We start from the raw sequence: 21,320 nt of genomic DNA, 5'->3' as shown, positions 1-21,320 counted from the left end.
CAGCATATGCAGCCGCCCAGCGGCGCGCGACGGCACGCGGGTGACGCGGCAATGAGAAGACGCTCACACGATGAAAAACGTGGCAGTGGCGTACTATAGCAGAGCACAGAAAGGACGGAGGACGGAGGACGAAGGACGGAGGACGAAGGACGGCGTTGATTCGTCAGCAGAGCACAGAAAGGACGGAGGACGGAGGACGAAGGACGGCGTTGATTCGTCAGCAGAGCACAGAAAGGACGAAGGACGGAGGACGGAGGACGGCGTTGATTCGTCAGCAGAGCACAGAAAGGACGAAGGACGGAGGACGGCGTTGATTCGTCAGCAGAGCACAGAAAGGACGGAAGACGGAAGACGGAGGACGGAGGACGGAGGACGGCGTTGATTCGTCTTCTGTTTTTCGTCAAACCTGGTTCGGATGTATGACAGCCCGCACTTAGAACACTCGATCACCGTGATACGCTCCGGGGCAATCGACAGGATCGCTAGCTCTGCCACCGTGATGCGCTCAGGGTCAATCGGCAGGTCGCTATCCCTGCTCTTGGCTATGGGCGCCAGTTTCCTCGCGCAGTGCGATCAGGCGCCCGGTGCCGACCTGCTCGAGCCCACGGGCCACCTGGCCATCGCCGACAAGAAAGGCGTGCACTGCGGCGTGCGGCAGCGCCAGCACCACCAGCGGCGTGAGCGACACCACGCTAGCGACCGGCGGGGTGCCGCGCAGCAGCTCGATCTCGCCGAAGAACTCTTCGGGGCCGAGCTGGGCGATCGTATGAACCTTGGCCGGCTCGTCGCCCTGCGGCTCGGCGCGGGCCAGCACGGTGGCGCGGCCCTGGCGGATGAGGTAGAACACGCCCGAGGGCGTGCCCTGGCGCACGATCACCGCACGCGCCGGGAACTGCTGCTGGCGGGCGATGTTGGCCAGGCCGCGCAGGGTATTGCGCGGCAGCTCGGCGAAGATCGGCACGCGCTCGAGCAGCTTCAGCCGCGCGGCAGCATCGCGCGCCGTGGCCGATTGCCCGCCGCGCCGCGCGAAGGCGCGGACCTCGGCGGCCGGAATAAACAGCAGGCCGGAGTCGATCGCGGCGCGGTAGAATGCGTCGCTGGGCGCGTCGGCATCGAGAAACTCGGCGCCGAACGAGTCGCCGCGGTGCAGCTCGGCGGCGAGCATACCGTTGCGCATAGCGGTGACCTCGCCAGCCTCGACAACCCACACGCCGGGGGCGCGCTCGCCGGGGCCAAGCAGCAGCGCGCCGGCCAGCGCCTGGCGCTCTTCGATCGCGTGAGCCAGCGCCGCCAGCTCGTCGTCGTCGCAGGCCAGGAACTCGTCGACCTGGCGCAGCAGGCGCAGGCGCGCGGCGCGCACATCGCCGAACGCATTCGAGAGCGCGCGCGCCCAGGGGGTATCGGGGAAGCAGTAGCGGCTGGCGGTTTCGCGCTCGGGCCAGGGCAGCGCGTCGTAGGCGGCCTGGATTGCGCGGCGGGCGAAGGTGGCGCCAGCGATCGACTCGACGGTAGCGACGGCATAGCGCAGCACCTCGGCATAGCGCGCGCCCTGGAGGTCGAGCGGCAGGGCCTGCACCAGCGGGCTGATACGCACGCGCTCGCGGTCGAGCGTCACGTCCCAGTTGGCGGTGGCGGCCAGCACATCCATGCGGTCGTCGAGCGCGCGGGTGCGGCGGGCGCCATACACCGCGAGCAGCAGGCCATAGCAGCCGGCGTAGCAAAACTGAAACGCGCGGGTAAGGCGCTGCTGCTCGCTGATGCTGGGCTCGTGCGGCCAGGCAAGCTCGTCGGGCGCGATCTGGCGCAGTGTCGCGAGGTGCACCAGCCAGCCGCCGGCCCACAGCCCAGCCGCCAGGACGCCCAGCAGCGAGGGCCGGCCGCTCAGATCGGCGACGTACGCGGCCGTCTGCACCAGCGCGGCGCACCAGAGCAGCACCCAGGCCCAGATCAAGCGCGAGTCGTACAGGTCGAACAGGCGCGGCAGCAGCAGCGCCAGCGCCAGCGCGCCGCAGTAGGCCGGCGCGGCCACGGCCACCTGGCCGATCAGCGATTCGCGCAGCGGGGCGATCAGCAGCGCAGCCGCGCCGACGCCAAAGGCCGCCAGCAGCAGCAGCGCGGTGCCGGCAAGCTCGCGCGGCGTCGAGAGGCGCAGATCGACGTCGAGCAGCGCGGCAAAGCCGGCCACCAGCAGAAAGATGAACGCGACGCCATCGGCCGTGAGGCGCGCCCACTCGGGGGTTGGCGCGGCGCGCACGGCCGCCGCCAGCGCCGCCAGCGCGGTCATCACCGCGAGCGACTGGAGCGCGGTGGCGATCGCGGCGCGGCGGTAATCGGGCAGCACCGCCAGCAGCGCGCCGAGCGCCAGCGCCCACAGCAGCGGCGCGACTGCGGCGGCCCAGCCTGGCGGCGTGGCCTGGCCGGCGCCGGAGGCGCGCCATGACAGCGCGGCCAGCAGCAGGGCCAGCGCACCGGCCAGCGCGGCCAGCAGCGCGGGCTGGCGGCCATAGCCACGGCGCAGCAGCCAGCCAAGCGCCGCGCGGCCAAGGCCCACGGCCGCGAACACCAGCGCAGCCAGCAGCGGCAGCAGCACCAGCAGCACCAGCACGACGGCCACCAGCCGCGGCAGGGGCGTGCCGGCATCCCACAGCGCGCCGATCGTGCCGAGCAGCTTGCGGTTCCAGAACTGCACCGCGAAGCCGATCGCCAGCGCCGAGTAGAGCAGCGCCAGCAGGCCATACACCGCCAGAAAACGCTCTTCGCGTGTGAACTGCCCAGCGGCCAGCGAGCGCCGATTTGAGCTGTCGGCAGCCGGCGCGGGGCGCAGCTTGCTCCACAGCGGCCCGCGCACAAAGGCCAGCGCGCGGCGGCGCAGATCGGGCATGCGCAGCCAGTCGACCAGGATGAAGTAGCCGTCGAGCTCGAGCAGCGGGTTGGCGTTGAACAGCGTGGCGATGTAGCAGGTGAGCGCCAGCTTATAGGCCACGGCGGCCAGCAGGTGGTCGGGCCGCAGCAGTACGAAGAGCGCCGCCGCTCCGCCGACGAGCAGATCGGACATGGGGCCGGCGGCCGAGACGAGCATGCGCGCGCCGCGCGGCGCGCGCCAGATGTCGCTGGTATCGACAAAAAACGCGGGCATTCCGAAGTAGAGCATCAGGCCGCCGGAGCGCAGGTCGCGGCCGTAGTGCTTCACAGCCAGCGCGTGGGCGCTCTCGTGCAGAAAGAACGACAGCAGCAGCGCGAGCCAGAGCAGCGCAAGCTCGAACGGCAGGCTGGCGCTGCTGAGCACCGGCGGCGCGCCGGCGCCAAGCAGCAGCGCGGCGAACGCGCCCAGGCCCACCAGCGCCAGCGCCAGCCACAGCGCGGCGAACGGCCAGCTGAACAGCAGCCAGCCGGCGGCGCGGTAGATCGCGGCGTAGAAGCCGTCGATATTCGGCAAGGCCCACGTGGCGCGCGTGAGCCGGCGCAGCAGCCGGCGGCCCCAGCCTTCGGCGGTGCGCGCCTCGAGGCCGGCAGCCAGCGCGCGATACACGCCGGCCGGCTGGTCGGTGAGGAAGCCCTCGGCGCGCAGCGCGGCCACGAGCTCGCCCACCGGCAGGAGCTGCTTGGTTTGCAGGAACGCCTGCGTCGCCAGCTGGGCGACGGTGCGGGTGCCGTCCATCTGGCGCCACAGGTCGCGCTGGGCGGTGGTGAGGCGCAGGTAGTTGCCGCGCGGGCTGCGAATAATCGTGATCGCCTGGCCGTCCTCGACAACGCTATCTTCGGCCACATCGGGCACGGCGCGCGGCCGGAACTGCGCCGGGTCGACGCGGGCGGCCAGCGCAGGCCAGAGGCTGCCGGGCTGCGGCGGCGGCGCGCCGTGCAGGCGCCGGCCAATGCCGCGCCAGAGATCGCCGTGGCTGGGCACACCGGCGGCGTGGGCCAGCGCGGCCCACAGCCCGGCGGGCGCGTGGGCAGGGCGGCGGGGATGCGCAGGCCGGGTTGGGGGCGTGTCGCTCATAGGCTCTCGCAGCTCGATCGCACTGGCTCGATCGTAGCATGCCGGCGGCGCGATGTCGAGCAGAGCATACGAGCGGCAGTCGGATCGTGCGGGAAGCGACGATGCGCCTAGCGGATCGTCACCTGGGCGGCCGGAATGGCGTCGGCCGGGCGGCCAGCCAGCGCGATCGGCGGATGCGCGCCGCTGGCAGGGTCGAACATACCCAGCGCGATCGTATACGTGCCGGCGGGCAGGCCGGCGGGCAGCGGCACGTCGTTGATATCGACCACAACTGTGCCGGGGCGCCACGAGCTGGTGGGGAAGCGCCCCTGCCATGGCGGGGCATCGCGCTGGGCCACGGTGTTGCCGGCCGCGTCGAGCAGGTGCACGAAGATAAAGAAATCGCGGTCGAAGGGCTGCTCGACGACCCAGAAGGTGCGCAGGCCCAGCCAGCCGGCCGCGCGGTCGGGCTGGCCCAGCGCCACGCCGGCCAGCCGCGCGCCGCCAACCATGGCCCCGGCAATGTGCAGCGGCGCGTCGCCGGCGGCAAGGCCGGTGGCGTAGATCGCCAGGTGCGGCCCGAGCATATCGCGTGGCGTAGCGCCGCCGAACTCGGCCAGCGGCGCGCCGGCCAGGGCGGTGTACGCAGGGGGTATCGGCCACTGGCGCCACGCGTCGGACGAGGCCAGCAAATAGCCGTAGCCCTGGCTACGGTACCACGCCAGGTCGTGGCGCGTAAGCGGGGCCTGCTCGGCCCAGCGGCTCTCGGCGGGGCCGGGCAGCGCGCGCAGCTCGGCCGCGACGCGCACTCCCGGCGGCACGTGCTCGTCGATCCAGGCCAGCGCCTGTACGCGCGTATCGCCGCGCAGCAGCCGGGCGGTGTAGGCCCAGCTGCTCAGGGCCGGCGGCAGCAGCAGCGCAGCGCCCAGGGCCAATGGCACGAGGTAGCGGGCTGGCTGCCAGGCACTTTTCCCCCGCCCGCTCAGGCCCGCGGCCCAGGCGCTGGCCGCGGCAAACGCCACGCCCAGCGGCAGCGCGCCAAGCACCACCAGCGGGAGCATGTTGCGGGTGAAGTGGCTCTGCTGAGCCAGATGCAGCAGCAGGTAGGGCAGCGCGAAGCTCAGCCAGATCAGGCCGGCGGCGCGCTGGCGCCCCGGCCGCGCAAGCAGCAGCGCCAGCCCGGCCAGCACCGCCAGGCAGGCCAGCCAGCCGAGGCCCTCGCTCCAGAAGAAGTCGGCGTAGCCGGCGATATTCCAGGCGCCCACGAAATCGCCGTGGGCCGTCTCGGCGTAGTCCTTCACCTGGCCCAGCAGGCCGCCGCGAAACTCGGCCCAGCTGAGCAGCGCGTAGGGCGTGCCGGCCACAAAGCCGAGCGCCGCCGCGCCGCCGGCGGCAAGCAGGCGCGGCGCGCGGGCGAGCGAATGGCGCGGCGAGGCCAGCACGTGCGCGGCGGCGACCATCAGCGCGGCCACGCCGGCGTTGTACTTAGCCGAGGCCGCCAGCCCGGCAAACGCGCCGGCCGCGAGGTAATCGCGCCAGCGGCCGTGCCAGGCCAGCGCCAGCGCCGCGCCGAATGCCAGCAGCACCAGCCAGGCGCTGGCCATATCGGTGGTGACGTACTGCGAGTGGCGCAGGTGAAACGGCGCCAGCGCCAGGAACAGCGCGGCCACGAACCCGGCGGCGCGCCCCGCAACCTGGCGCGCCACGCGAAACGCCGCCACGATCGTCAGCGCCGCGATTGCGGCGGTGAGCATGCGCCCCCAGAAGAAAAAGCCGGGAATGGTGGTGTACTGGTGCGTGGTGATGATCATCTGGTCGAGCGCGGCATAGCGGCCCTGCGCCAGGCCCCAGCGGAAGTGCGCCGTCAGCACCGAGAGCAGCAGGTAGACGTACAGCGAGGGCTTCTGGAAGAAGTGCGGGTTGGGGTCGCCGGTGCGCAGCATCTGCACGACATAGTCGATCGGGTTGGGCTCGTCGGGGTGGTCGACAAACGGCAGGTTGAGCCGCGCCGTCCAGGCGCGCAGCGCAAACGCGGCGAGCGCAATCACGGCGAGCGCGAGCCACTCCCAGTGGCGCGGGAGGGCGCGCGTGGCTGGCCGGCGGGCGGCCTGATTGCGGGCGGCTTCGGGCTGCATGGCGTGGCCGGCCGGCGAGCTAAGCATTCGCGTGGGCCGCCCGGCGCGGGCTATTATACCAAGGATGGCGCCGGCCGCAGCCGGCCGCGCGATCTGCGTTACAATAGCGCCATGCACGCGATTCCCGATCTGCAACTCGAGCTGAGCGACGTGAGCGTCGGCTATGGCGCGCGCCAGGTGCTGGCGGGCGTAAGCCTGGCGCTGCGCGCGGGCGAAACGCTGGTGGTGGCCGGGCACAACGGCAGCGGCAAGAGCACGCTGCTGCGGGTGCTATGCGGTCTGCAGCGGCCCAGCGGCGGGGCGGTGGTGTACCACGCCGCCGGGCAGCGCTACGCCCCCGAGCAGGCGCGCGCGCTGGTGGGCTGGGTCGCGCCCGATCTGCAGCTGTACCGCGAGCTGACGGCGCTGGAGAACCTGCGGTTCTTCGCGCAGGTGCGCGGCCTGCGGCCAGGCGAGCGCGAGCTTGAGGCGCTGCTGGAAGAAGTAGGGCTGGGCGGGCGCGGCGGCGACCTGCTGGCGGCCTACTCGTCGGGGATGGCGCAGCGGCTGCGCTACGCCTACGCGCTGCTGCACCGCCCGCCGGTGCTGCTGCTCGACGAGCCGACCGTCACGCTCGACGAGCGCGGCGCGGCGCTGGTCGAGCAGGTGGTGCAGCGCCAGCGCGCGCGCGGCATCGTGGTGATCGCCACCAACGACCCGCGCGAGCTGCGCTACGGCGACTATGTGCTGAGGCTCTCGACGAGCTGAGCCAGCGACAGCGGAATGGTGGCGAGCTGCCGGAAGGCGCGCGACGACTTGCGCAGCGTGAGCTGGTGGTCGATGATCCAGATCGCGTAGTGCGGCTCGAGCTGGGTGCGGCAGCCGGCGGCCTGGGCGCAGCGCTGGCCCGACGACATTGGCATCAGGTAGAGCGAAGGGTAGACGGTGAACGCCACCACGTGCAGGTCGCCGACGGCGATCTGCACGTCGGGCGGGCGCAGCGTGACGCCGCCCAGCCAGAGCCCCAGCAGCACGCTGAGCGCGAGCGCCATGCTACAGCCGTTGAGCACAGCCGCGTACTTCGCCCACACCGCCCACGAATGCCCGCGCATGCAACCACCTCCCCACCGCTCCGGCCGCCACGTGTGGCCAGCTTGTTTGCACATACAATGCCAACGAAGCACATTCTATTTAGCAAAGGAGCACGAGCCGTGAAGATCGTCGACCTCAGATGCGCCGTGATCGGCGGCAGCCCGGTTGTGCGGGTGCTCACCGACGAGGGGATCGTCGGGCTGGGCCAGGTTGAGTCGTTTAAGCCATACCTGAAGCCGCACATCCTGTTCTACAAGCCATACATCCTGGGCGAAGACCCGACAAACGTCGAGCGGGTGATGCTGAAGATCCGCCGCCTCGGCAGCTTCAAGCCCTGGGGCGCGGCGGTGAGCGCGATCGAGATGGCGCTGTGGGATATCGCCGGCAAGGCCGCCGGCATCCCCGTGTACAAGCTGCTGGGCGGCAAGGTGCGCGACAGCGTACGCGCCTACAACGGCGGCGTGCGCTTCCCAATGAACGGCTACACCCCGCAGGATTACGCCGACGACGCAGCCCGGATCAAGGCGTCGCCCGAGGGCTTCACGATCGTCAAGCAGCCGATCGGCTTCCACAGCCCAATGCCGGCGCACGTGCCAAACTTCTTCTATGGCGAGGTGCAGAACCGCGCGCCGAACTTCCAGCGCGGCGAGCCCAACGCCGGCCCGCCGCACCCCAACCGCGGCCTGCTGACCGAGCGCGGCCTCAGGCATATCGTCGACTGCGTGGCGGCGATGAAGGCAGTGCTGGGCGACGAAGTCGGGCTGGCGCTCGATTGCGGGCCGGGCTGGATGCTGCCCGACGCCATCCGGCTGGCGCGCGCGCTCGAGCCGCTGCACATCCTCTGGCTGGAAGACCTGATCACCGGCGACTACACGCCCTACGTGCTGGCCGACCTGTACCGCGAGGTGACGCGCCACGCCACCACGCCCATCCACACCGGCGAGCAGCTGTACCTGCGCCAGAACTTCAAGGAGCTGATCGAAAAGCAGGCCGTGAACATCGTCGGCCCCGACCCCGCCGACGTAGGCGGGCTGGCCGAGCTGAAGTGGATCGCCGAGTATGCCGACCTCCACGGGATCATGATCGCGCCGCACGGCGTGTTCGACGGCCCGATCGGCATTGCCGCGCTGGTGCAGGTGTGCGCTACGCTGCCCTCGAACTTCATTGCGTTCGAGTGCCCGGCGCTCACGCCGGCCTGGTGGCGCGATGTGGTAACCGGCCTGCCCGACCCGCTGATCAAGAACGGCATGATCGAGGTGTGGGACCGGCCGGGCCTCGGCGTCGACCTGAACCCTGAGGCCGCGCTGCCGCACCTATCCGAGGACGATCGCGGCTTCTTCGACGCCTGATGCTCCATTCGGCTGAACATTTGCCCTATAGTGGGGTTCGGGGGCGGCTTCGCCGCCCCGGCTGATCGCTTGGATTATGGTGGGGGTTCGGGGCGGCGAAGCCGCCCCGCTGATCGCTTGGATTATGGTGAGGGTTCGGGGCGGCTTCGCCGCCCCCGAAATTTCTTCTGGCGGCGCCCGGCAAGCCGGGCGCCGCACAAGAAAACACAAGTAATCAAACGGAGTTGGCATGGGTTCTGCTACAATACGGCGCGAGACAAGCCAAGCGGGGAAACCATGGCGAGCACATTTTTCGCGCCGAGCGAGTATAGCGACGGCGACCTGAGCATCCGCGCCTACCGCCCGGGCGACGGCGCGGCGCTGCAGCGCGCGACGCTGGCCTCGTACGAGCACCTGCGGCCGTGGATGCCGTGGGCCACCAACGACTACAGCATCGAGCAGGCCGAGGCGGTGTGCCGGCGCGCGCACGCCAACTACCTGCTGAACGACGATTTCACGCTGAGCATCTGGCTGGGCGGCGAGCTGGCGGGCGGCAGCGGCTTTCACCTGCGCGAGGGGCCGCTGGCCTCGCGCAACGCCCAGATCGGTATGTGGATCAGCGCGGCCTACGCCGGGCAGGGGCTGGGCTCGCGCGCGCTGGCGGCGCTGCTGGCCTGGGGCTTCAGCGACTGGCCGTGGGAGCGGCTGACGTGGCACTGCGACACGCGCAACGTGGCCAGCGCGCGCGTGGCCGAGAAGAACGGGCTGACGCGCGAGGGCACGCTGCGCGCCGACCGCTTCGGCGTCGACGGCCAGCGCCGCGACACGCATATCTACGCGATCCTGCGCGACGAGTGGCTGCAGCGCCAGGGTGCGTAGGCCAGGCGCGGCTCGTGCCGACGATCGCGCGGGCCGCGCCGAAAATCGCAGGGCGCCCCCGCCCAGGCAGCGTGGTGTGGCCTGGCTCCGGCGCGGGCAAGCCTACCCGCGCGCCGCGCGGATCAGCGCGGTGGGCACGCTGAACGAGTACCCCTCGTCGATCGCCAGGCTGGCGCGCACCTCGCGCGGCGCGCCGTCGATCAGCGCGCGGATCTGCGTGATCGCCAGAAACGGCGTGTTCATGCGCGCCACCCACGACTCGAACTCCAGCCGCAGCGGCCACGTGCCGGCCACCTCGGCCGCGAAGCCCGCCGCCGCGCACATTGCCAGCCACTGGTCGGCGGTGTGGTCGCGCACGTGCGAGGGGTCGCGCAGCAGCTCGATCGCGTTGAGAAACGTGTCTTGCGCGGGCGGGTCGGGCGACAGCACATCGACGAGCAGCAGCAGCCCGCCGGGCTTCAGCACGCGGGCGAACTCGCGCAGCGCGGCGAGCGGGTGCGGGTAGTGGTGCGCGCTGTAGCGCGACGTCACGATGTCGAAGGTCGCATCGGCGAATGGCAGCTGCTCGACATCGCCGCGCTTAAAGGTAACGTTGCCAAGGCCGCGCTCGCGCGCGAGCTTGCGGCCCTGCGCCAGCATGGCCTCGGTCAGGTCGATCGCCACAACCTCGGCCGCATGCGCCGCGAACGCCAGCGCGGTGTGGCCGGCGCCGCATCCGGCGTCGAGCACGCGCTCGCCGCCGCGCAGCCCGGCCGCCACGAGCATCGCGCTCAGATCCGGCCCGCTCACGTGCACCGCGCTGGTGGCATAGTTGGCGGCCACCGGCGCGAACTGGCGCTGCACCGAGTCTTTGATGTCTTCCATACTCACGCCTCCCTCAAGCGCTCCTTGCTTATGTATTCGGCTGATCCCTTGCGGTATGGTGGGGGTTCGGGGCGGCTTCGCCACCCCCGAACTTCTTTTGGTATGCCGTGCCCGGCTTTGACGAGCCTGTTTGAAAGGGGTGCGCGAGGGCTTTGCCCTCGCCTCCCTTCTGGCGGGTGGCGGCCACATTCGTGGCCGCCACCGCAGAAAAGTGGAAACTTGGAGGACTTTGTCCTCCAAACCACCCTTTTCAAACAGCTTCTGACGGGCAGGTCATACCAAAAAGAAAGTGATCAAGCGAACAGCGTATGAGATGCCGAACCGCGAAAGTCGTAACCTTGAAAGAACACGAACAGCCAGGGCTACATACTCACCAGCAGCACCCCGCACAGGATCACCGCCACGCCGGCCCACTGCGCCGGAGCCAGCCGCTCGCGCAAGAACACCCACGCCAGCAGCACCGTCACCGCGCTGAACAGCGACGCCAGCGCCGTGACGATCGTGGTGTAGGCGCTGCCAAGGCCCATGTTGAACGCAATAAACGCCAGCGTGTCGAGCAGCGCGCCCAGCACCACCAGCACCCAGCGGGGGGCATTCAGGCGCGCCGGGAGCGCGCGCTGGCGCGCCAGCAGCCCGATCGCGCACACCAGCTCGACGCAGCGCAGCACCAGCACCGGCCAGAGAATGCCCAGCGCCGGCGTCACGTAGTCGAGCGCCCACAGCGACACGCCGAAGCAGAGCGTCACGCCGAGCGCCTCGGGCACGCCCGCCAGCGTGGCGGCCTGGCGATCGTGCGGCGAGCGCGATACCACCACCACGCCGCCGACCAGCAGCAGCGCGCCGAGCAGCGCCAGCCGGGCCGGGCGCTCGCCGGCCAGCAGCGCCAGCAGCGCGCTTACCACCGCAAACCCCGAGGCAATCGGCGACACCAGCGCCAGCGTGCCGATCGCGAACGAGCGGTACAGCAGCAGCGTACCGATCACGTTGAACAGGCCGATGCCCACCACCAGCAGCCATACCAGCGGCGTCGGCGCTGGCGCGCCCGGCCGGAAGAGCAGCAGCGCGCCGGCCAGCACCATGCCCACCAGCTGCACATAGAAGAACGTATGGCGCACGCCGATCGCGCGCGACACGTGCGTCACCACAAAGTCCGACGCGCCCCAGCACAGCGCGGCGGCGATGCCATACACAATGCCCATTGTTTTTACAAGCTCGCTTGATTTCGAGGCTCTGCGGTCTTCCAAACCTCCCGCGCGGGAGGCAGCCACGTAGGTTCTGCGGATCACACGCCCAGGTGAATATAGCGCGCCACCACGCCGATCAGCAGGTCGATGTCGACCGGCTTCTCGAGATACTCGGCCACCTCCAAGTCGGCGGCAATCTCGCGCGCGCGCCGGTCGGCCGAGAGAATGACCACTGGAATGCGGGCCAGCGCCGGGTCGCGCTGCTGCACCGCCCGGAAGGCCCAGCCGCTCATGATCGGCATGGCCAGGTCGAGCAAGATCACACCCGGCGGGCGGGCGGTCGCGCGCAGCTGTTCAAGCGCGTCCTGGCCGTGCACCGCCTGCGCCACCACGTAGCCCTCGTCTTCCAAGATCTCGCCGAGCGCCGCCCGGATACTTGGATCGTCGTCGATCAGCAGTACCTGCATGAGCGCCTCCGTTTGTGCGATCCCATTTACTCGATCGCCACGACAATACGCTTGTTGTTGGCGCCCTTGCTGCGCGTCTTCAGCAGCGTCACACGCCCGACCTCGCGCGTGTTGGCCACGTGTGTGCCGCCGTCGGCCTGAAGGTCGAGGCCGACGATATTGACGGTGCGCACCTGCTGGATGCCCTCGGGCAGCAGGTTGATCTTGGTGCGAATCAGGTCGGGGATCTGAAATGCCTCGGCGCGCGGTAGGATGCGCACCTCGACCGGCCGGGCGGCGGCGATCTCGTCGTTCACCCTTGCGACAATCTCTTGGGCCAGCTCGTTCGAGAAGTTCGGCAGCTCGAAGTCGAGCCGGCCCTCGTCGGTATCCATGTTGCCGCCCGTCACCGGGGCCTTGTAGTCGCGCCAGATCACGCCGCACAGCAGGTGCAGCGCGGTGTGCGTGCGCATGAGCTTGTAGCGCCGCTCCCAATCGACGCTGCCGCGCAGCTCGGCGCCGATATCGGGCAGGCCCTCGCCCGCCAGCGTATGCCACACAGCGTCGCCCTGCTTGCGCACCTCGGCCACCCGCCATACGCGCGCGCCGTCGCCGAGCGTGCCGGTGTCGTGCGGCTGGCCGCCGCCGGTGGCGTACAGCGCCGTGCGATCGAGCGCCACCGCGCCTTGTTCCACCGCCGTGACGCGGGCGTGAAACTCGCGCAGGTAGGCGTCGGTCTGGTAGAGCAATTCTGTCACATCGGTACTCCTGTCGGCGATAATGAGCGATATTCTACCACCAATGCTCATACGCGGCGTTTTTCCTGTACAATAGCCGCGTCGATCTCGCCAGATACTGCGGAGCCCTCCATGCCTTCTACGCCCTGGCGCAACAGCGCCCAGCACCTGCTGCCCGCGCGCGCCGCGCCGGCCGCACCCGGCCAGTACGATATCTATCCGGCCTTTCAGCTCGCGCCCGGCGATATTGCCACGGGCTACGCGCCGATCGCCCGCGCGCTGGCCGGCGCCCGCCAGGCCACGCTCGACGGCTACGTCGGCGTGTTCTGGGACGACATGCGCGCCGGGGTCGACGCCGAGCTGGCGCGCATGGGCCTGCGCGCCGCCTGGCTGCCGGCCGAGCAGGCGCTGCTGCCGGCCGCAGCGATCGAGCGGCTGGTGGCGCCATTTCTCGGCGGCGACGACCCGCTGTTCGGCACACGCTTCACCGGCGATCTCGCCAGCTTCTTCGACGCCGAGCGGCTGGCCGCGCTCGCGCCCGACCCGGCCGCCGACCTGAGCATTGTGTACGGCTGCGGCGCGGCGCTGGCCGGCTGGGATGGCCCGCTCATCTACGCCGACCTGCCGAAAAACGAGCTGCAGTTTCGCGCGCGCGCCGGCAGCGTGGCCAACCTTGGCTGCGCTGCCCCCGGCGACCACAAGCGCATGTACAAGCGCTTCTACTTCGTCGACTGGCCGGCGCTGAACCGCCACAAAGCCAGCCTGGTCGCGCGCGTCGGCCTGCTTGTCGATGCGCAGCGCCCCGCCGAGCCGGCCAGCCTGTCCGGCGAGAGCTTCCGCGCGGCGCTGGGCCAGATGAGCCGCAGCCTGTTTCGCGTGCGCCCGTGGTTCGAGCCGGGGCCGTGGGGCGGCCAGTGGATCAAGCGGCATATCGCCGGGCTGGCGCAGGACGTGCCGAACTACGCCTGGAGCTTCGAGCTGATCGTGCCCGAGAACGGGCTGCTGTTCGCCAGCGACGGCAACCTGCTCGAAGCCTCGTTCGACTGGCTGATGTTCCACGATCACCGCGCGGTGCTTGGCGCGGCGGCCGGGCGCTTCGGCTACGATTTCCCGATCCGCTTCGACTTCCTCGACACTGTCGGCGGCGGCAATCTCTCACTGCAGTGCCACCCGCGCCCCGAGTACGCGCTGCGCGAGTTCGGCGAGCCGTTCACGCAGGACGAAACCTACTACATCCTCGACTGCGAGCCGGGGGCGCGCGTGTTCCTGGGCTTTCAGGAAGACATCGATCCGCCAGCCTTCCGCGCCGCGCTCGAGCGCAGCTATGCCGAAGCCAGCCCGGTCGAGGTCGAGCGCTTTGTGCAGAGCCACCCGGCCGCGCGCGGCGACCTGTTTCTGATCCCCAGCGGCACGATCCACTGCTCGGGCGCCGGCAGCCTGGTGCTCGAGATCAGCGCCACGCCGTATATCTTCACCTTCAAGATGTACGACTGGCTGCGGCTCGACCTGGATGGCCGGCCGCGCCCGCTGAATATCGCGCGGGCGTTTGAGAACCTGGCCTTCGAGCGGCGCGGCGCGCGCGTGCGCGATGAGCTGATCGCCCGGCCGGCGACGCTGGCCGAAGGGCCGGGCTGGCGCGTGGTGCACCTCCCTACGCACCCGGCGCAGTTCTATGATGTGCACCGGCTTGAGTTCGAGCAGGCGATCGAGGTGGCGACCGAGGATGCCTGCCATGTGCTGAGCCTAGTGGAAGGCAGCGCGATACTCGTCGAGACGGCCGGCGGCGCTCGCGGGCGCTTCAGCCACGCCGAAACGTTTGTGGTATCGGCGGCGGCCGGCAGCTACCGCATCCGCAACCTCGGCGGCGGTGTCGCGAAGGTCGTGAAGGCGTTTGTGAAGCCGTAGGCACGCATCCAACAGAAAGCAGCAGCCCCATGAGCGAACTGAGCCCCGGCCACATCCTGGCGCTCGACATCGGCGGCAGCCACGCTGTGGCCGCGGTGGTGAGCCAGCACGACCGCGCGATCGTCGAGGCGTCGCGGGCGCGGCGCGCGACGCAGCCCGACGCCCCGGCCGATGCGCTGCTTGGCGCGTGGGCCGGCGTGCTGGGCACGGCCTACGCCGGCGCGGGCGCGCCGCCGGTGGCGCGGCTGGGCGTGGCCATGCCCGGCCCATTCGACTACGCGCGCGGCGTGTCGCTGCTGCGCCACAAGTTCGCCAGCCTGCTCGGCAGCGACGTTGGCGCGGCGCTGAGCGCGCGCTGGGCTGCCGCCGGCCATCCGCCGGTCGCCGCGCGCTTCGGCAACGACGCTACGCTGTTCGCGCTAGGCGAGTGGTGGGCCGGCGCCGCGCGCGGCCACGACCGCGTGCTGGGGATCACGCTCGGCACCGGGCTGGGCGCGGGGTTTGTGGCCGGCGGCGAGGCGCTGTACGGCGGCGAAGGCGTTCCGCCCGACGGCGGGCTGTGGGATTGGCCATACCGCGACGGCATCGCCGAGGACTACGTATCGGGCCGGGCGGTGAGCGCAGCCTACGCCGCCGCGTCGGGCAGCCAGCTCGACGCGGCCGAGATCGCGCGGCGCGCCACGGCCGGCGACGATGGCGCGCGCGCGGCATTCGGCGGCCTGGGCGATCACCTTGGCCAGATCCTGGCGCCGTGGGTCGGGCGCTTCGCGCCGGGCGCGATCGTGGTGGGCGGCAATATCGCGCGGGCCTGGCCGCTGTTCGCGCCGGCGCTGGAGGCGCGGTTGGGCAGTCTGCCCGTGGCGCTGCGGCGAACCGAGCTGTTCGAGGATGCCAGCCTGCTGGGCGCAGCCGCGCTATGCGCTCCGCTGTAGCACACAGCCGCGCCAGACGCCGCAGCGGCTACTTCTGGTACTTGGCGATCAGCACCTGGGCCTGGCTCACCAGCGGCGACGAGGGGTTGCGGTCGATCACGCGCTGCCAGCTTTTGATCGCGTCGCTCGTCTTTGGCGGGCTGGTGCTGACAAGGCAGTGGCCCATGCTGATCAGCACGCGCGCGTCGTCGGGGGCGCTGGCGGCGGCGCGCTGCACCTCGGCCAGGCCGCGCTGCACAAACGACTGGTCGCCGGTGCCGGCGCCATAGAAGCACGAGCTTGCGCCCATGTCGGCGCGCGCCGGGGCGTTGCTCGGGTCGAGCGCGAGCGCCTGGCTGTAGGCGTTGGTTGCCTGGAGCCAGCGCCCAAGCCGCTGCTGGTACACCGGGCTATCGGGCGCCTGCTCGCGCACGATCTGCGCGCTGTCGTACAGGATATTGCCCAGGTCGATCCAGGCCTGCGCGCTCTTGGGGTTTTGCTCGGCGAAGCTCTGGGCCTGCGGGATGCTCGACTCGTAGATGTCGAACGGCGAGGCAGTGGGCGTGGGCGCGGGCGGCGGCGCGCCGCCGCCGTTGGTCATCAGCAGCCCGCCGGCCACGATCAGCACCAGCACGCCGGCCAGCGCGATCGGCGCTACCAGGCGCTGGGCCAGCCTGGGCCGCAGCGCGCGGCCAGGCTGGCTGGCCGGCAGCATCGGCGTATCCGCGCCCTTCGGCCGCTCGCGGCGGCGCGCCGGCGGCAGCGGGCGGTAGTCGAGCGCCTGGCCGTCGGCGGCGTCAGCCTCCGGCTTCTGGCCTTTGGCTGCCGGCTCGCGCTCTTTGGCGGCTGGCGGCTGGCTGCCGGCTCCGGCCCCCCGGCTCTGCTCGCGGTCGTAGCTGGCGCGGCGCGCCGGGTCGCGCAGCACGGCGTAGGCGCGCTCGATCGCGTCGCGCCGGGCGCGCGCCAGCTCGATCAGCTCGTCGGCGGCGCCTTCGAGCTTGGCTGGGTCGTAGTGCTCGCGCAGGCGCGCATACGCCGCGTCGATCGCCACAGCGTCGGCCTTGGGGTGGACCTGCAGGGTCTCGTAGTAATCCTGATTATTCATAGCGAAAGCTGACAAGATAGCCAGGCAGGCGGGAGCGCACAGTGAGTGGCATCTTGCCGCCCCCGCCGCCGTTAGGATGCGCTATTTACTTCCGACGAACCGCCCAAAGGCGCCGAGGCCGCGCGGCAGGCGCGCGCGCTGGCCGCCCGCCTGCCAGCGGCCCTCGATCGTGCGGCGCACCACCGCAATCAGGCCGCCCAGCACGCCGATCACCACGCCAAGCCACACCAGCAGAATGCCGGGCTTGATGCTCACGGTGATCACCGCCTTGGCCGGGTCGACCGGCAGATCGAGGCCGTTGACGCGCACCACCACCCAGCGCTGCAGCGGGTTGAAATCGTCGAACACCACGGTTTTGCCGCCCGGCAGCTCGGCAGGGATGCGCTGGATAGCCTTGGCCGGGTCGGTCTCGTTCGCCACCAGCCGTAAGATCGGCGCGACGCTGGTCTGCTGGCCCTCGTAGGTCACCAGCAGCCTGGCGCCAATATCGCCGCTGCTGCCGCCGTGCGCATCGGCCGCGTCGAAGCCGAGAAACGTGATCGTATACGGCCCGATCTCGCGCTTGTCGTTCACGGCCAGCTGCGCGGTGTTGCGGTCGATCGCCGGCTGGTATTCCTGCGGCGACACATACACATCCTGGAAGAACTCGCTTTTGATCGCCGGCGTGGCCATGGTCGCGCCCATGCGCGGGTTGAAGTACAGGTTCGGCGCGGCCTTCCAGCTGCTGCCATTGCGCGCCATGTCGATGTCGAGCACGCCGCGGTTCTGCTGATTGAGCTTCCAGTCGTTGAACGTGAAGTTGTACCCGTAGGCGCTGATCGTCTGGCCCTGCGGCAGCGACAGCCGCAGCTCGGGCGTGGCGTAGAAGCTCGAGCCGACCACGCCGGCCAGCAGCACCGCCAGGCCCACGTGCGCCAGGTAGCCGCCGATCCGCAGCCAGCCGCTGCGCAGCGTGCGGATGATCATCAGCAGGTTGGTGCCGGCCGCGAAGGCGCCCAGGCCAATATACGCCAGGGGCAGCGGGTCGCGCGCGCCGAGCACCAGGCCCAGGCAGGCCACCAGCACCGCCGCCAGCGCCGGCCAGCGCAGCGCGCGCAGCAGGTGGCGCACATTGGTGTCGCGCCAGCCCAGCAGCGGGCCGACGACCATCAGGAGCACCAGGATGATCGCCAGCGGCGGCACGGTGGCGTGGTAGAAGCTTGCCACCAGGCCGAAGCGCCCGTCGCTGAACGCCGGCGCGCTTGGGTCGACATTCTGGCCGCGGTCGAGCTCGAAGGCCGCGCCGAAGAAGCCCTGCAGCGCATTGCCGACGCCGGGGATCGCCGAGATCACTGGCATCGAGGTGCCGACGGCCACCACCGTGGCGATCACAATCAGGCCAAGCGCCATCAACACGAAGAAGCTATCGCGCGAGAGCAGCTTGTCCGAGATCGGGCGGCTGGGGATGTCGCGCCAGCGCAGCGCCAGGAAGCCCGCGCTGAACAGCGCCAGCGCCGCCAGGGTGCCGGTCATGATATTCTTCAGGCCCTCGGCCACGAACGAGTGCACCGAGAACGACGACAGCACGCCGGTGCGCGTCAGGAAGGTGGCGTAGAACACCAGCACGTACGTCAGGATCGCCAGGGCGAAATTCGTCCGGCGCATGCCGCCGCTGGTGCGCTGGATCAGCAGGGTGTGCACCAGCGCGGTGGAGGTAAGCCACGGCACCAGCGACGAGTTCTCCACCGGATCCCAGCCCCAGTACCCGCCCCAGTTCAGCGTCTCGTAGGCCCAGTAGCCGCCCAGCAGCAGCGCCAGGCCCAGGAAGGCCCAGGCCGCCAGTGCCCAGGGCAGCGCCGCGCGCGCCCAGCCGTCGTAGTCGCGCCGCCACAGCCCGGCGATCGCGAACGCGAACGGCACGGCCATGAGCGCGTAGCCCACGAACAGGATCGGCGGGTGGATGATCATCCAGGGGTTGTGCAGCAGCTCGTTCAGGCCCTTGCCGTCGGCCGGGGCCGCCGCCGCGCCGGTGGAAGGGTCGGTGTAGGGCACAAACGGGTTGCGCACGAGCATGAACACCAGCAGCGCGGCCTGCAGCAGCATCAGCACGCTGAGCACGTACGGCTCGTTGTGGCGCGTGCGGCGGATCAGCAGCTGCGCCGCCAGCAGGCCCCACAGCGCCCACACCACGAACGAGCCGGGCTGGCCGGCCCACATCGCCGCCATTCTAAAGCCAAACTCAAGGTCGGCCGAGCTGTAGTCGTAGACATACTGGATATCATAGCGGCGCGCCAGGAAGGCGTACACAATCAGCGCGACGATCGCCAGCACCATGCCAAAGGTGGCGCGCGTACCAATGCGGCCATACGCCAGCGCCGCGGCATTGCCGCGCGTCACGAGCGCGTAGCTCGTGCTGGCCACCGCCGCCGCTGCGATGCCGCAGATGATCAGTATCGTGCCGAGTAGGTACATAGCGTGACTCCACGTTTGAGTTTGGCGTGCCGAGCTTTGAGCGCTCGCGTGGCGGGCTCAGCGCTCATCCCTTGCTCTGGTCGAGCTGCTCCTGGTACTTCGAGGGGCACTTCACCAGCATGTCGTCGGCCTGGAACACGCCTTTGGCCGTGTCGTAGTGGCCGATCGCCACAATGCTGACGGCCTTCTCGAAGTTGGCGGGCTTGACCCTCGGGTACACCACCTGAACAATCTTGCCGGTGGCGTCCTGCATCTTGAATGTAAAGTTGTTCTGGGCGTCGTAGCTGCCCTGCTCGCCGGGCACCAAGAAGCCGGCCAGCTGCACGCCGCGCCCGGTGCTCATGGCCTCGGCCACGCTGGTGGTGTAGGGGCGCAGCGCGCTGTTGAGGCCGTAGTAGCCCAGCCCGATCGCCAGAGCAATGATCGCCAGACCGATGATATGCAGCGGCTTCAGCACGAAACCGCGCCGGCCAAAATCGCTGGATGCGGTTGCCATGGAATGCTCCTATTCATCATTGGTTACGGCGCGCGCGTTCGGGTGCGGGTTGCGCACCTCGAGCGTGGCGCGTGGCGCGCTGGCCTCGGCGCGCGGCGGCTGGTCGAGCCGGCGGCGCAGCTCGCGCGCCTGCTGATCGAGCCGCCACAGAAACGCGAAGATGCCCAGCCACACCACCAGCGCCACGGCGAGCGCTGCGTAGATCGCGACACCAGGGTCAAGTAGGAAGTTCGGCATAGCTGCCCTCCCGCCCGATCAGCCGCTCGTGCAGCACGAGCATGTCGGCGCGCAGGCGATACATCCATACAAACAATGCAGTGAAGCCGGCGATCGAGGCAAGGAAGGTGAGCAGGGTGCGCCCATTCGCGAGCAGGCCGGTGCCGGGAGCCTCCATGTTCAGGCGCACGGTGCCGGTGGCCAGGTCGGCGTCTTCCAGCGCGAGGGTGAAGCGCTGGCCTTCGAAGTTCGGCCGGTCGGCCGGCTTGCGGCTGCCGAGCTCGAATGTCGGCTCGAGCGTGCCAAGCGCCGCGCCGCCCGCGCCGCGCACGTTTACCTTGGCCACCGCCAGGCCGCCGCGCTGCTCGAGCCCAACCAGCTCGAGCACGATATCGGAGCTGCCGAGCTGGCCGATGCGCGCGCCACCGGGCTGGGTGGTGAGCGTGATGCCGTCGCACTTGCTGCCCTGGATGAACGCGCAGTTCGGGTGCAGCGTGCTCTCGGCCACGCGCGGCGCGACAAACAGCAGAAACGGCATTGTCACAGCGGCGAACAGGTTGTACGCTGCCGCCAGCCGCCGCCGCCGCTCGGGGTCGTCGATCGCCGAGCGCAGCGCGAAGTAGGCGGCATAGATCAGCAGCAGCACCAGGATCGAGGTCTCGCGCGGATCCCAGTTCCAGAACACGCCCCAGACGATCTGGGCGAAGATCGCGCCGGTGATCGTGGCCAGGATACAGAAGACAAACCCAACCTCGGCTGCGGCGACTGCACCGGCGTCGTGCTCGGGGCGGCGGCGCCACAGGTACAGCGCGCTGTAGATGCCCGATACGCCAAACGCCAGCGAGGTAACCCACGCCGTCGGAACGTGCATAATGATGATCCGCCCTGCCTCACCCAGGCCGATATACTGCGGCACAAGCAAGAACATTGCGGCGATCACACCGGCCATCCACAGCCCAAGCAGCAGCTTGGCGGCCTGCGCGAGCTGCGTCTTCACAGCCATCGCGACCTCTTTCTAGTGGTTTGTGCGCTTCGGCACCCGCTATCATACTACGATTGGTTTTGATGAGCAAACGATGAGCGCCACTGGCGCTATACTAGCCGCTCGCTGCCGTGGCGCTATCGAATGGCGCCGTGCGCCGATCACCTGCACGACATTCGCCGCCGCGCCTAGCGGTCGGGCAGGGTGTACGCGAACTCGTAGGTGTGCGCGCCGTCGATCACCGCGATCGTCATGGCGCCCGCCAGGCCCTCCAGCTCGCCGGTGCCCGAGTCGGGCACGACGCTGATAGTGAGCGCGCCAGCGCCGCGCACCATGGTGCCGCTGTGCTGCAGCACAAAGCTGCCGCTGCGGCCGGCCAGCACGCCGCTGAAGCGCTCGATCGCCACATAGCCGGCCGAGCCTGCCACCGCCGTGCCGGCGCTCAGCATCTCGCCCTTGCTGCCGCCCAGCAGCTCGCCGTGAAACTGCTTGTCGATCGCCAGCCGGCCCAGGCTGGCGTCGGCGCCGCCGTCGGCCAGCGGCTGCGGCGTCAGCCGTACCTCAAATGTTCCGCGTGCATTGTGGTTGCTCATGGTCACTCTCCTTTACCCCTGTTCTTCGGAAGCTACGCCTC

General features: G+C 70.1%; 18 protein-coding genes. 5 read left to right on the top strand and 13 right to left on the bottom strand.

Going from position 1 to position 21,320, the window contains the following annotated elements; all coding sequences use genetic code 11:
- Window positions 1-526 precede the first annotated feature (526 nt).
- Both U0177_RS09845 and U0177_RS09840 read right to left on the bottom strand, forming a co-directional pair.
- Window positions 527-3,997: a cyclic nucleotide-binding domain-containing protein gene (locus tag U0177_RS09845; protein ID WP_409570447.1), complete on the bottom strand. Its 3,471-nt coding sequence runs from the start codon at window positions 3,995-3,997 to the stop codon at window positions 527-529.
- Between the two features lie 107 nt (window positions 3,998-4,104).
- Complete coding sequence (locus U0177_RS09840) at window positions 4,105-6,228, bottom strand: glycosyltransferase family 39 protein (RefSeq protein ID WP_409570446.1); 2,124 nt, start codon at window positions 6,226-6,228, stop codon at window positions 4,105-4,107.
- Here U0177_RS09840 and ccmA point away from each other — a divergent pair.
- Window positions 6,223-6,858 (top strand): heme ABC exporter ATP-binding protein CcmA, encoded by a 636-nt coding sequence (gene ccmA, locus U0177_RS09835; protein ID WP_409570445.1) that lies wholly within the window; start codon window positions 6,223-6,225, stop codon window positions 6,856-6,858. The genes U0177_RS09840 and ccmA overlap by 6 nt on opposite strands.
- On the opposite strand, the gene U0177_RS09830 is transcribed toward ccmA, so the two are convergent.
- Window positions 6,831-7,202: a hypothetical protein gene (locus tag U0177_RS09830; RefSeq protein WP_409570444.1), complete on the bottom strand. Its 372-nt coding sequence runs from the start codon at window positions 7,200-7,202 to the stop codon at window positions 6,831-6,833. The genes ccmA and U0177_RS09830 overlap by 28 nt on opposite strands.
- A gap of 99 nt (window positions 7,203-7,301) precedes the next feature.
- Here U0177_RS09830 and U0177_RS09825 point away from each other — a divergent pair, with 99 nt between their 5' ends.
- Window positions 7,302-8,531: a mandelate racemase/muconate lactonizing enzyme family protein gene (locus tag U0177_RS09825; protein ID WP_409570443.1), complete on the top strand. Its 1,230-nt coding sequence runs from the start codon at window positions 7,302-7,304 to the stop codon at window positions 8,529-8,531.
- Window positions 8,532-8,807: 276 nt separating this feature from the next.
- A complete protein-coding gene (locus tag U0177_RS09820) occupies window positions 8,808-9,389 on the top strand; it encodes a GNAT family N-acetyltransferase (protein WP_409570442.1) in 582 nt (193 codons plus the stop codon).
- A gap of 102 nt (window positions 9,390-9,491) precedes the next feature.
- Here the strand turns inward: U0177_RS09820 and U0177_RS09815 are convergent, their stop codons facing one another.
- From U0177_RS09815 to U0177_RS09800, 4 genes are all read right to left on the bottom strand, one after another.
- Window positions 9,492-10,253, bottom strand: coding sequence for a class I SAM-dependent methyltransferase (locus U0177_RS09815; RefSeq protein WP_409570441.1), 762 nt, complete (start codon window positions 10,251-10,253; stop codon window positions 9,492-9,494).
- 362 nt (window positions 10,254-10,615) lie between these two features.
- On the bottom strand, window positions 10,616-11,452 hold the full coding sequence (locus tag U0177_RS09810; RefSeq protein WP_409570440.1) for an EamA family transporter: 837 nt from the start codon (window positions 11,450-11,452) through the stop codon (window positions 10,616-10,618).
- An 83-nt stretch (window positions 11,453-11,535) separates the two neighbouring features.
- Window positions 11,536-11,904, bottom strand: a complete 369-nt coding sequence (locus tag U0177_RS09805) for a response regulator (RefSeq protein WP_409570439.1) — start codon at window positions 11,902-11,904, stop codon at window positions 11,536-11,538.
- A gap of 26 nt (window positions 11,905-11,930) precedes the next feature.
- Entirely contained in the window at window positions 11,931-12,641 is a 711-nt protein-coding gene (locus U0177_RS09800) for an alanyl-tRNA editing protein (protein WP_409570438.1), read from the bottom strand.
- 111 nt (window positions 12,642-12,752) lie between these two features.
- On the opposite strand from U0177_RS09800, the gene U0177_RS09795 reads away from it, so the two are divergent.
- Both U0177_RS09795 and U0177_RS09790 read left to right on the top strand, forming a co-directional pair.
- On the top strand, window positions 12,753-14,525 hold the full coding sequence (locus U0177_RS09795; RefSeq protein WP_409570437.1) for a class I mannose-6-phosphate isomerase: 1,773 nt from the start codon (window positions 12,753-12,755) through the stop codon (window positions 14,523-14,525).
- 29 nt (window positions 14,526-14,554) lie between these two features.
- Complete coding sequence (locus U0177_RS09790) at window positions 14,555-15,457, top strand: ROK family protein (protein ID WP_409570436.1); 903 nt, start codon at window positions 14,555-14,557, stop codon at window positions 15,455-15,457.
- A gap of 28 nt (window positions 15,458-15,485) precedes the next feature.
- Here the strand turns inward: U0177_RS09790 and U0177_RS09785 are convergent, their stop codons facing one another.
- The 6 genes from U0177_RS09785 to U0177_RS09760 all read right to left on the bottom strand — a co-directional run bounded on the left by U0177_RS09785 (window position 15,486) and on the right by U0177_RS09760 (window position 21,279).
- Window positions 15,486-16,541, bottom strand: coding sequence for a J domain-containing protein (locus tag U0177_RS09785; RefSeq protein ID WP_409570435.1), 1,056 nt, complete (start codon window positions 16,539-16,541; stop codon window positions 15,486-15,488).
- 81 nt (window positions 16,542-16,622) lie between these two features.
- On the bottom strand, window positions 16,623-18,992 hold the full coding sequence (ccsA, locus tag U0177_RS09780; protein WP_409570434.1) for a cytochrome c biogenesis protein CcsA: 2,370 nt from the start codon (window positions 18,990-18,992) through the stop codon (window positions 16,623-16,625).
- 64 nt (window positions 18,993-19,056) lie between these two features.
- Complete coding sequence (locus tag U0177_RS09775) at window positions 19,057-19,488, bottom strand: cytochrome c maturation protein CcmE (RefSeq protein ID WP_409570433.1); 432 nt, start codon at window positions 19,486-19,488, stop codon at window positions 19,057-19,059.
- A gap of 9 nt (window positions 19,489-19,497) precedes the next feature.
- Window positions 19,498-19,725, bottom strand: a complete 228-nt coding sequence (locus tag U0177_RS09770) for a CcmD family protein (protein ID WP_409570432.1) — start codon at window positions 19,723-19,725, stop codon at window positions 19,498-19,500.
- On the bottom strand, window positions 19,706-20,707 hold the full coding sequence (locus U0177_RS09765) for a cytochrome c biogenesis protein (protein WP_409570431.1): 1,002 nt from the start codon (window positions 20,705-20,707) through the stop codon (window positions 19,706-19,708). Before U0177_RS09765 ends, U0177_RS09770 begins: the two co-directional genes overlap by 20 nt.
- A gap of 167 nt (window positions 20,708-20,874) precedes the next feature.
- A complete protein-coding gene (locus U0177_RS09760) occupies window positions 20,875-21,279 on the bottom strand; it encodes a DUF3224 domain-containing protein (RefSeq protein ID WP_409570430.1) in 405 nt (134 codons plus the stop codon).
- Window positions 21,280-21,320: the final 41 nt, after the last annotated feature.

Source organism: Kouleothrix sp. (assembly GCF_046328425.1).
In the GTDB taxonomy this organism is placed as follows: domain Bacteria; phylum Chloroflexota; class Chloroflexia; order Chloroflexales; family Roseiflexaceae; genus Kouleothrix.
The sequence above is the reverse complement of the archived record's forward strand: the minus strand, read 5'-3'. Positions and strand labels throughout refer to the sequence as shown.

What these genes read in the sequence shown, in the direction of transcription:
- U0177_RS09845 (WP_409570447.1), bottom strand. Translation starts at nt 3,997, where the DNA reads ATGAGCGACACGCCCCCAACCCGGCCTGCGCATCCCCGCCGCCCTGCC.
- ccmA (WP_409570445.1), top strand. Translation starts at nt 6,223, where the DNA reads ATGCACGCGATTCCCGATCTGCAACTCGAGCTGAGCGACGTGAGCGTC.
- U0177_RS09830 (WP_409570444.1), bottom strand. Translation starts at nt 7,202, where the DNA reads ATGCGCGGGCATTCGTGGGCGGTGTGGGCGAAGTACGCGGCTGTGCTC.
- U0177_RS09820 (WP_409570442.1), top strand. Translation starts at nt 8,808, where the DNA reads ATGGCGAGCACATTTTTCGCGCCGAGCGAGTATAGCGACGGCGACCTG.
- U0177_RS09815 (WP_409570441.1), bottom strand. Translation starts at nt 10,253, where the DNA reads ATGGAAGACATCAAAGACTCGGTGCAGCGCCAGTTCGCGCCGGTGGCC.
- U0177_RS09810 (WP_409570440.1), bottom strand. Translation starts at nt 11,452, where the DNA reads ATGGGCATTGTGTATGGCATCGCCGCCGCGCTGTGCTGGGGCGCGTCG.
- U0177_RS09805 (WP_409570439.1), bottom strand. Translation starts at nt 11,904, where the DNA reads ATGCAGGTACTGCTGATCGACGACGATCCAAGTATCCGGGCGGCGCTC.
- U0177_RS09795 (WP_409570437.1), top strand. Translation starts at nt 12,753, where the DNA reads ATGCCTTCTACGCCCTGGCGCAACAGCGCCCAGCACCTGCTGCCCGCG.
- U0177_RS09790 (WP_409570436.1), top strand. Translation starts at nt 14,555, where the DNA reads ATGAGCGAACTGAGCCCCGGCCACATCCTGGCGCTCGACATCGGCGGC.
- U0177_RS09785 (WP_409570435.1), bottom strand. Translation starts at nt 16,541, where the DNA reads ATGAATAATCAGGATTACTACGAGACCCTGCAGGTCCACCCCAAGGCC.
- ccsA (WP_409570434.1), bottom strand. Translation starts at nt 18,992, where the DNA reads ATGTACCTACTCGGCACGATACTGATCATCTGCGGCATCGCAGCGGCG.
- U0177_RS09775 (WP_409570433.1), bottom strand. Translation starts at nt 19,488, where the DNA reads ATGGCAACCGCATCCAGCGATTTTGGCCGGCGCGGTTTCGTGCTGAAG.
- U0177_RS09770 (WP_409570432.1), bottom strand. Translation starts at nt 19,725, where the DNA reads ATGCCGAACTTCCTACTTGACCCTGGTGTCGCGATCTACGCAGCGCTC.
- U0177_RS09765 (WP_409570431.1), bottom strand. Translation starts at nt 20,707, where the DNA reads ATGGCTGTGAAGACGCAGCTCGCGCAGGCCGCCAAGCTGCTGCTTGGG.
- U0177_RS09760 (WP_409570430.1), bottom strand. Translation starts at nt 21,279, where the DNA reads ATGAGCAACCACAATGCACGCGGAACATTTGAGGTACGGCTGACGCCG.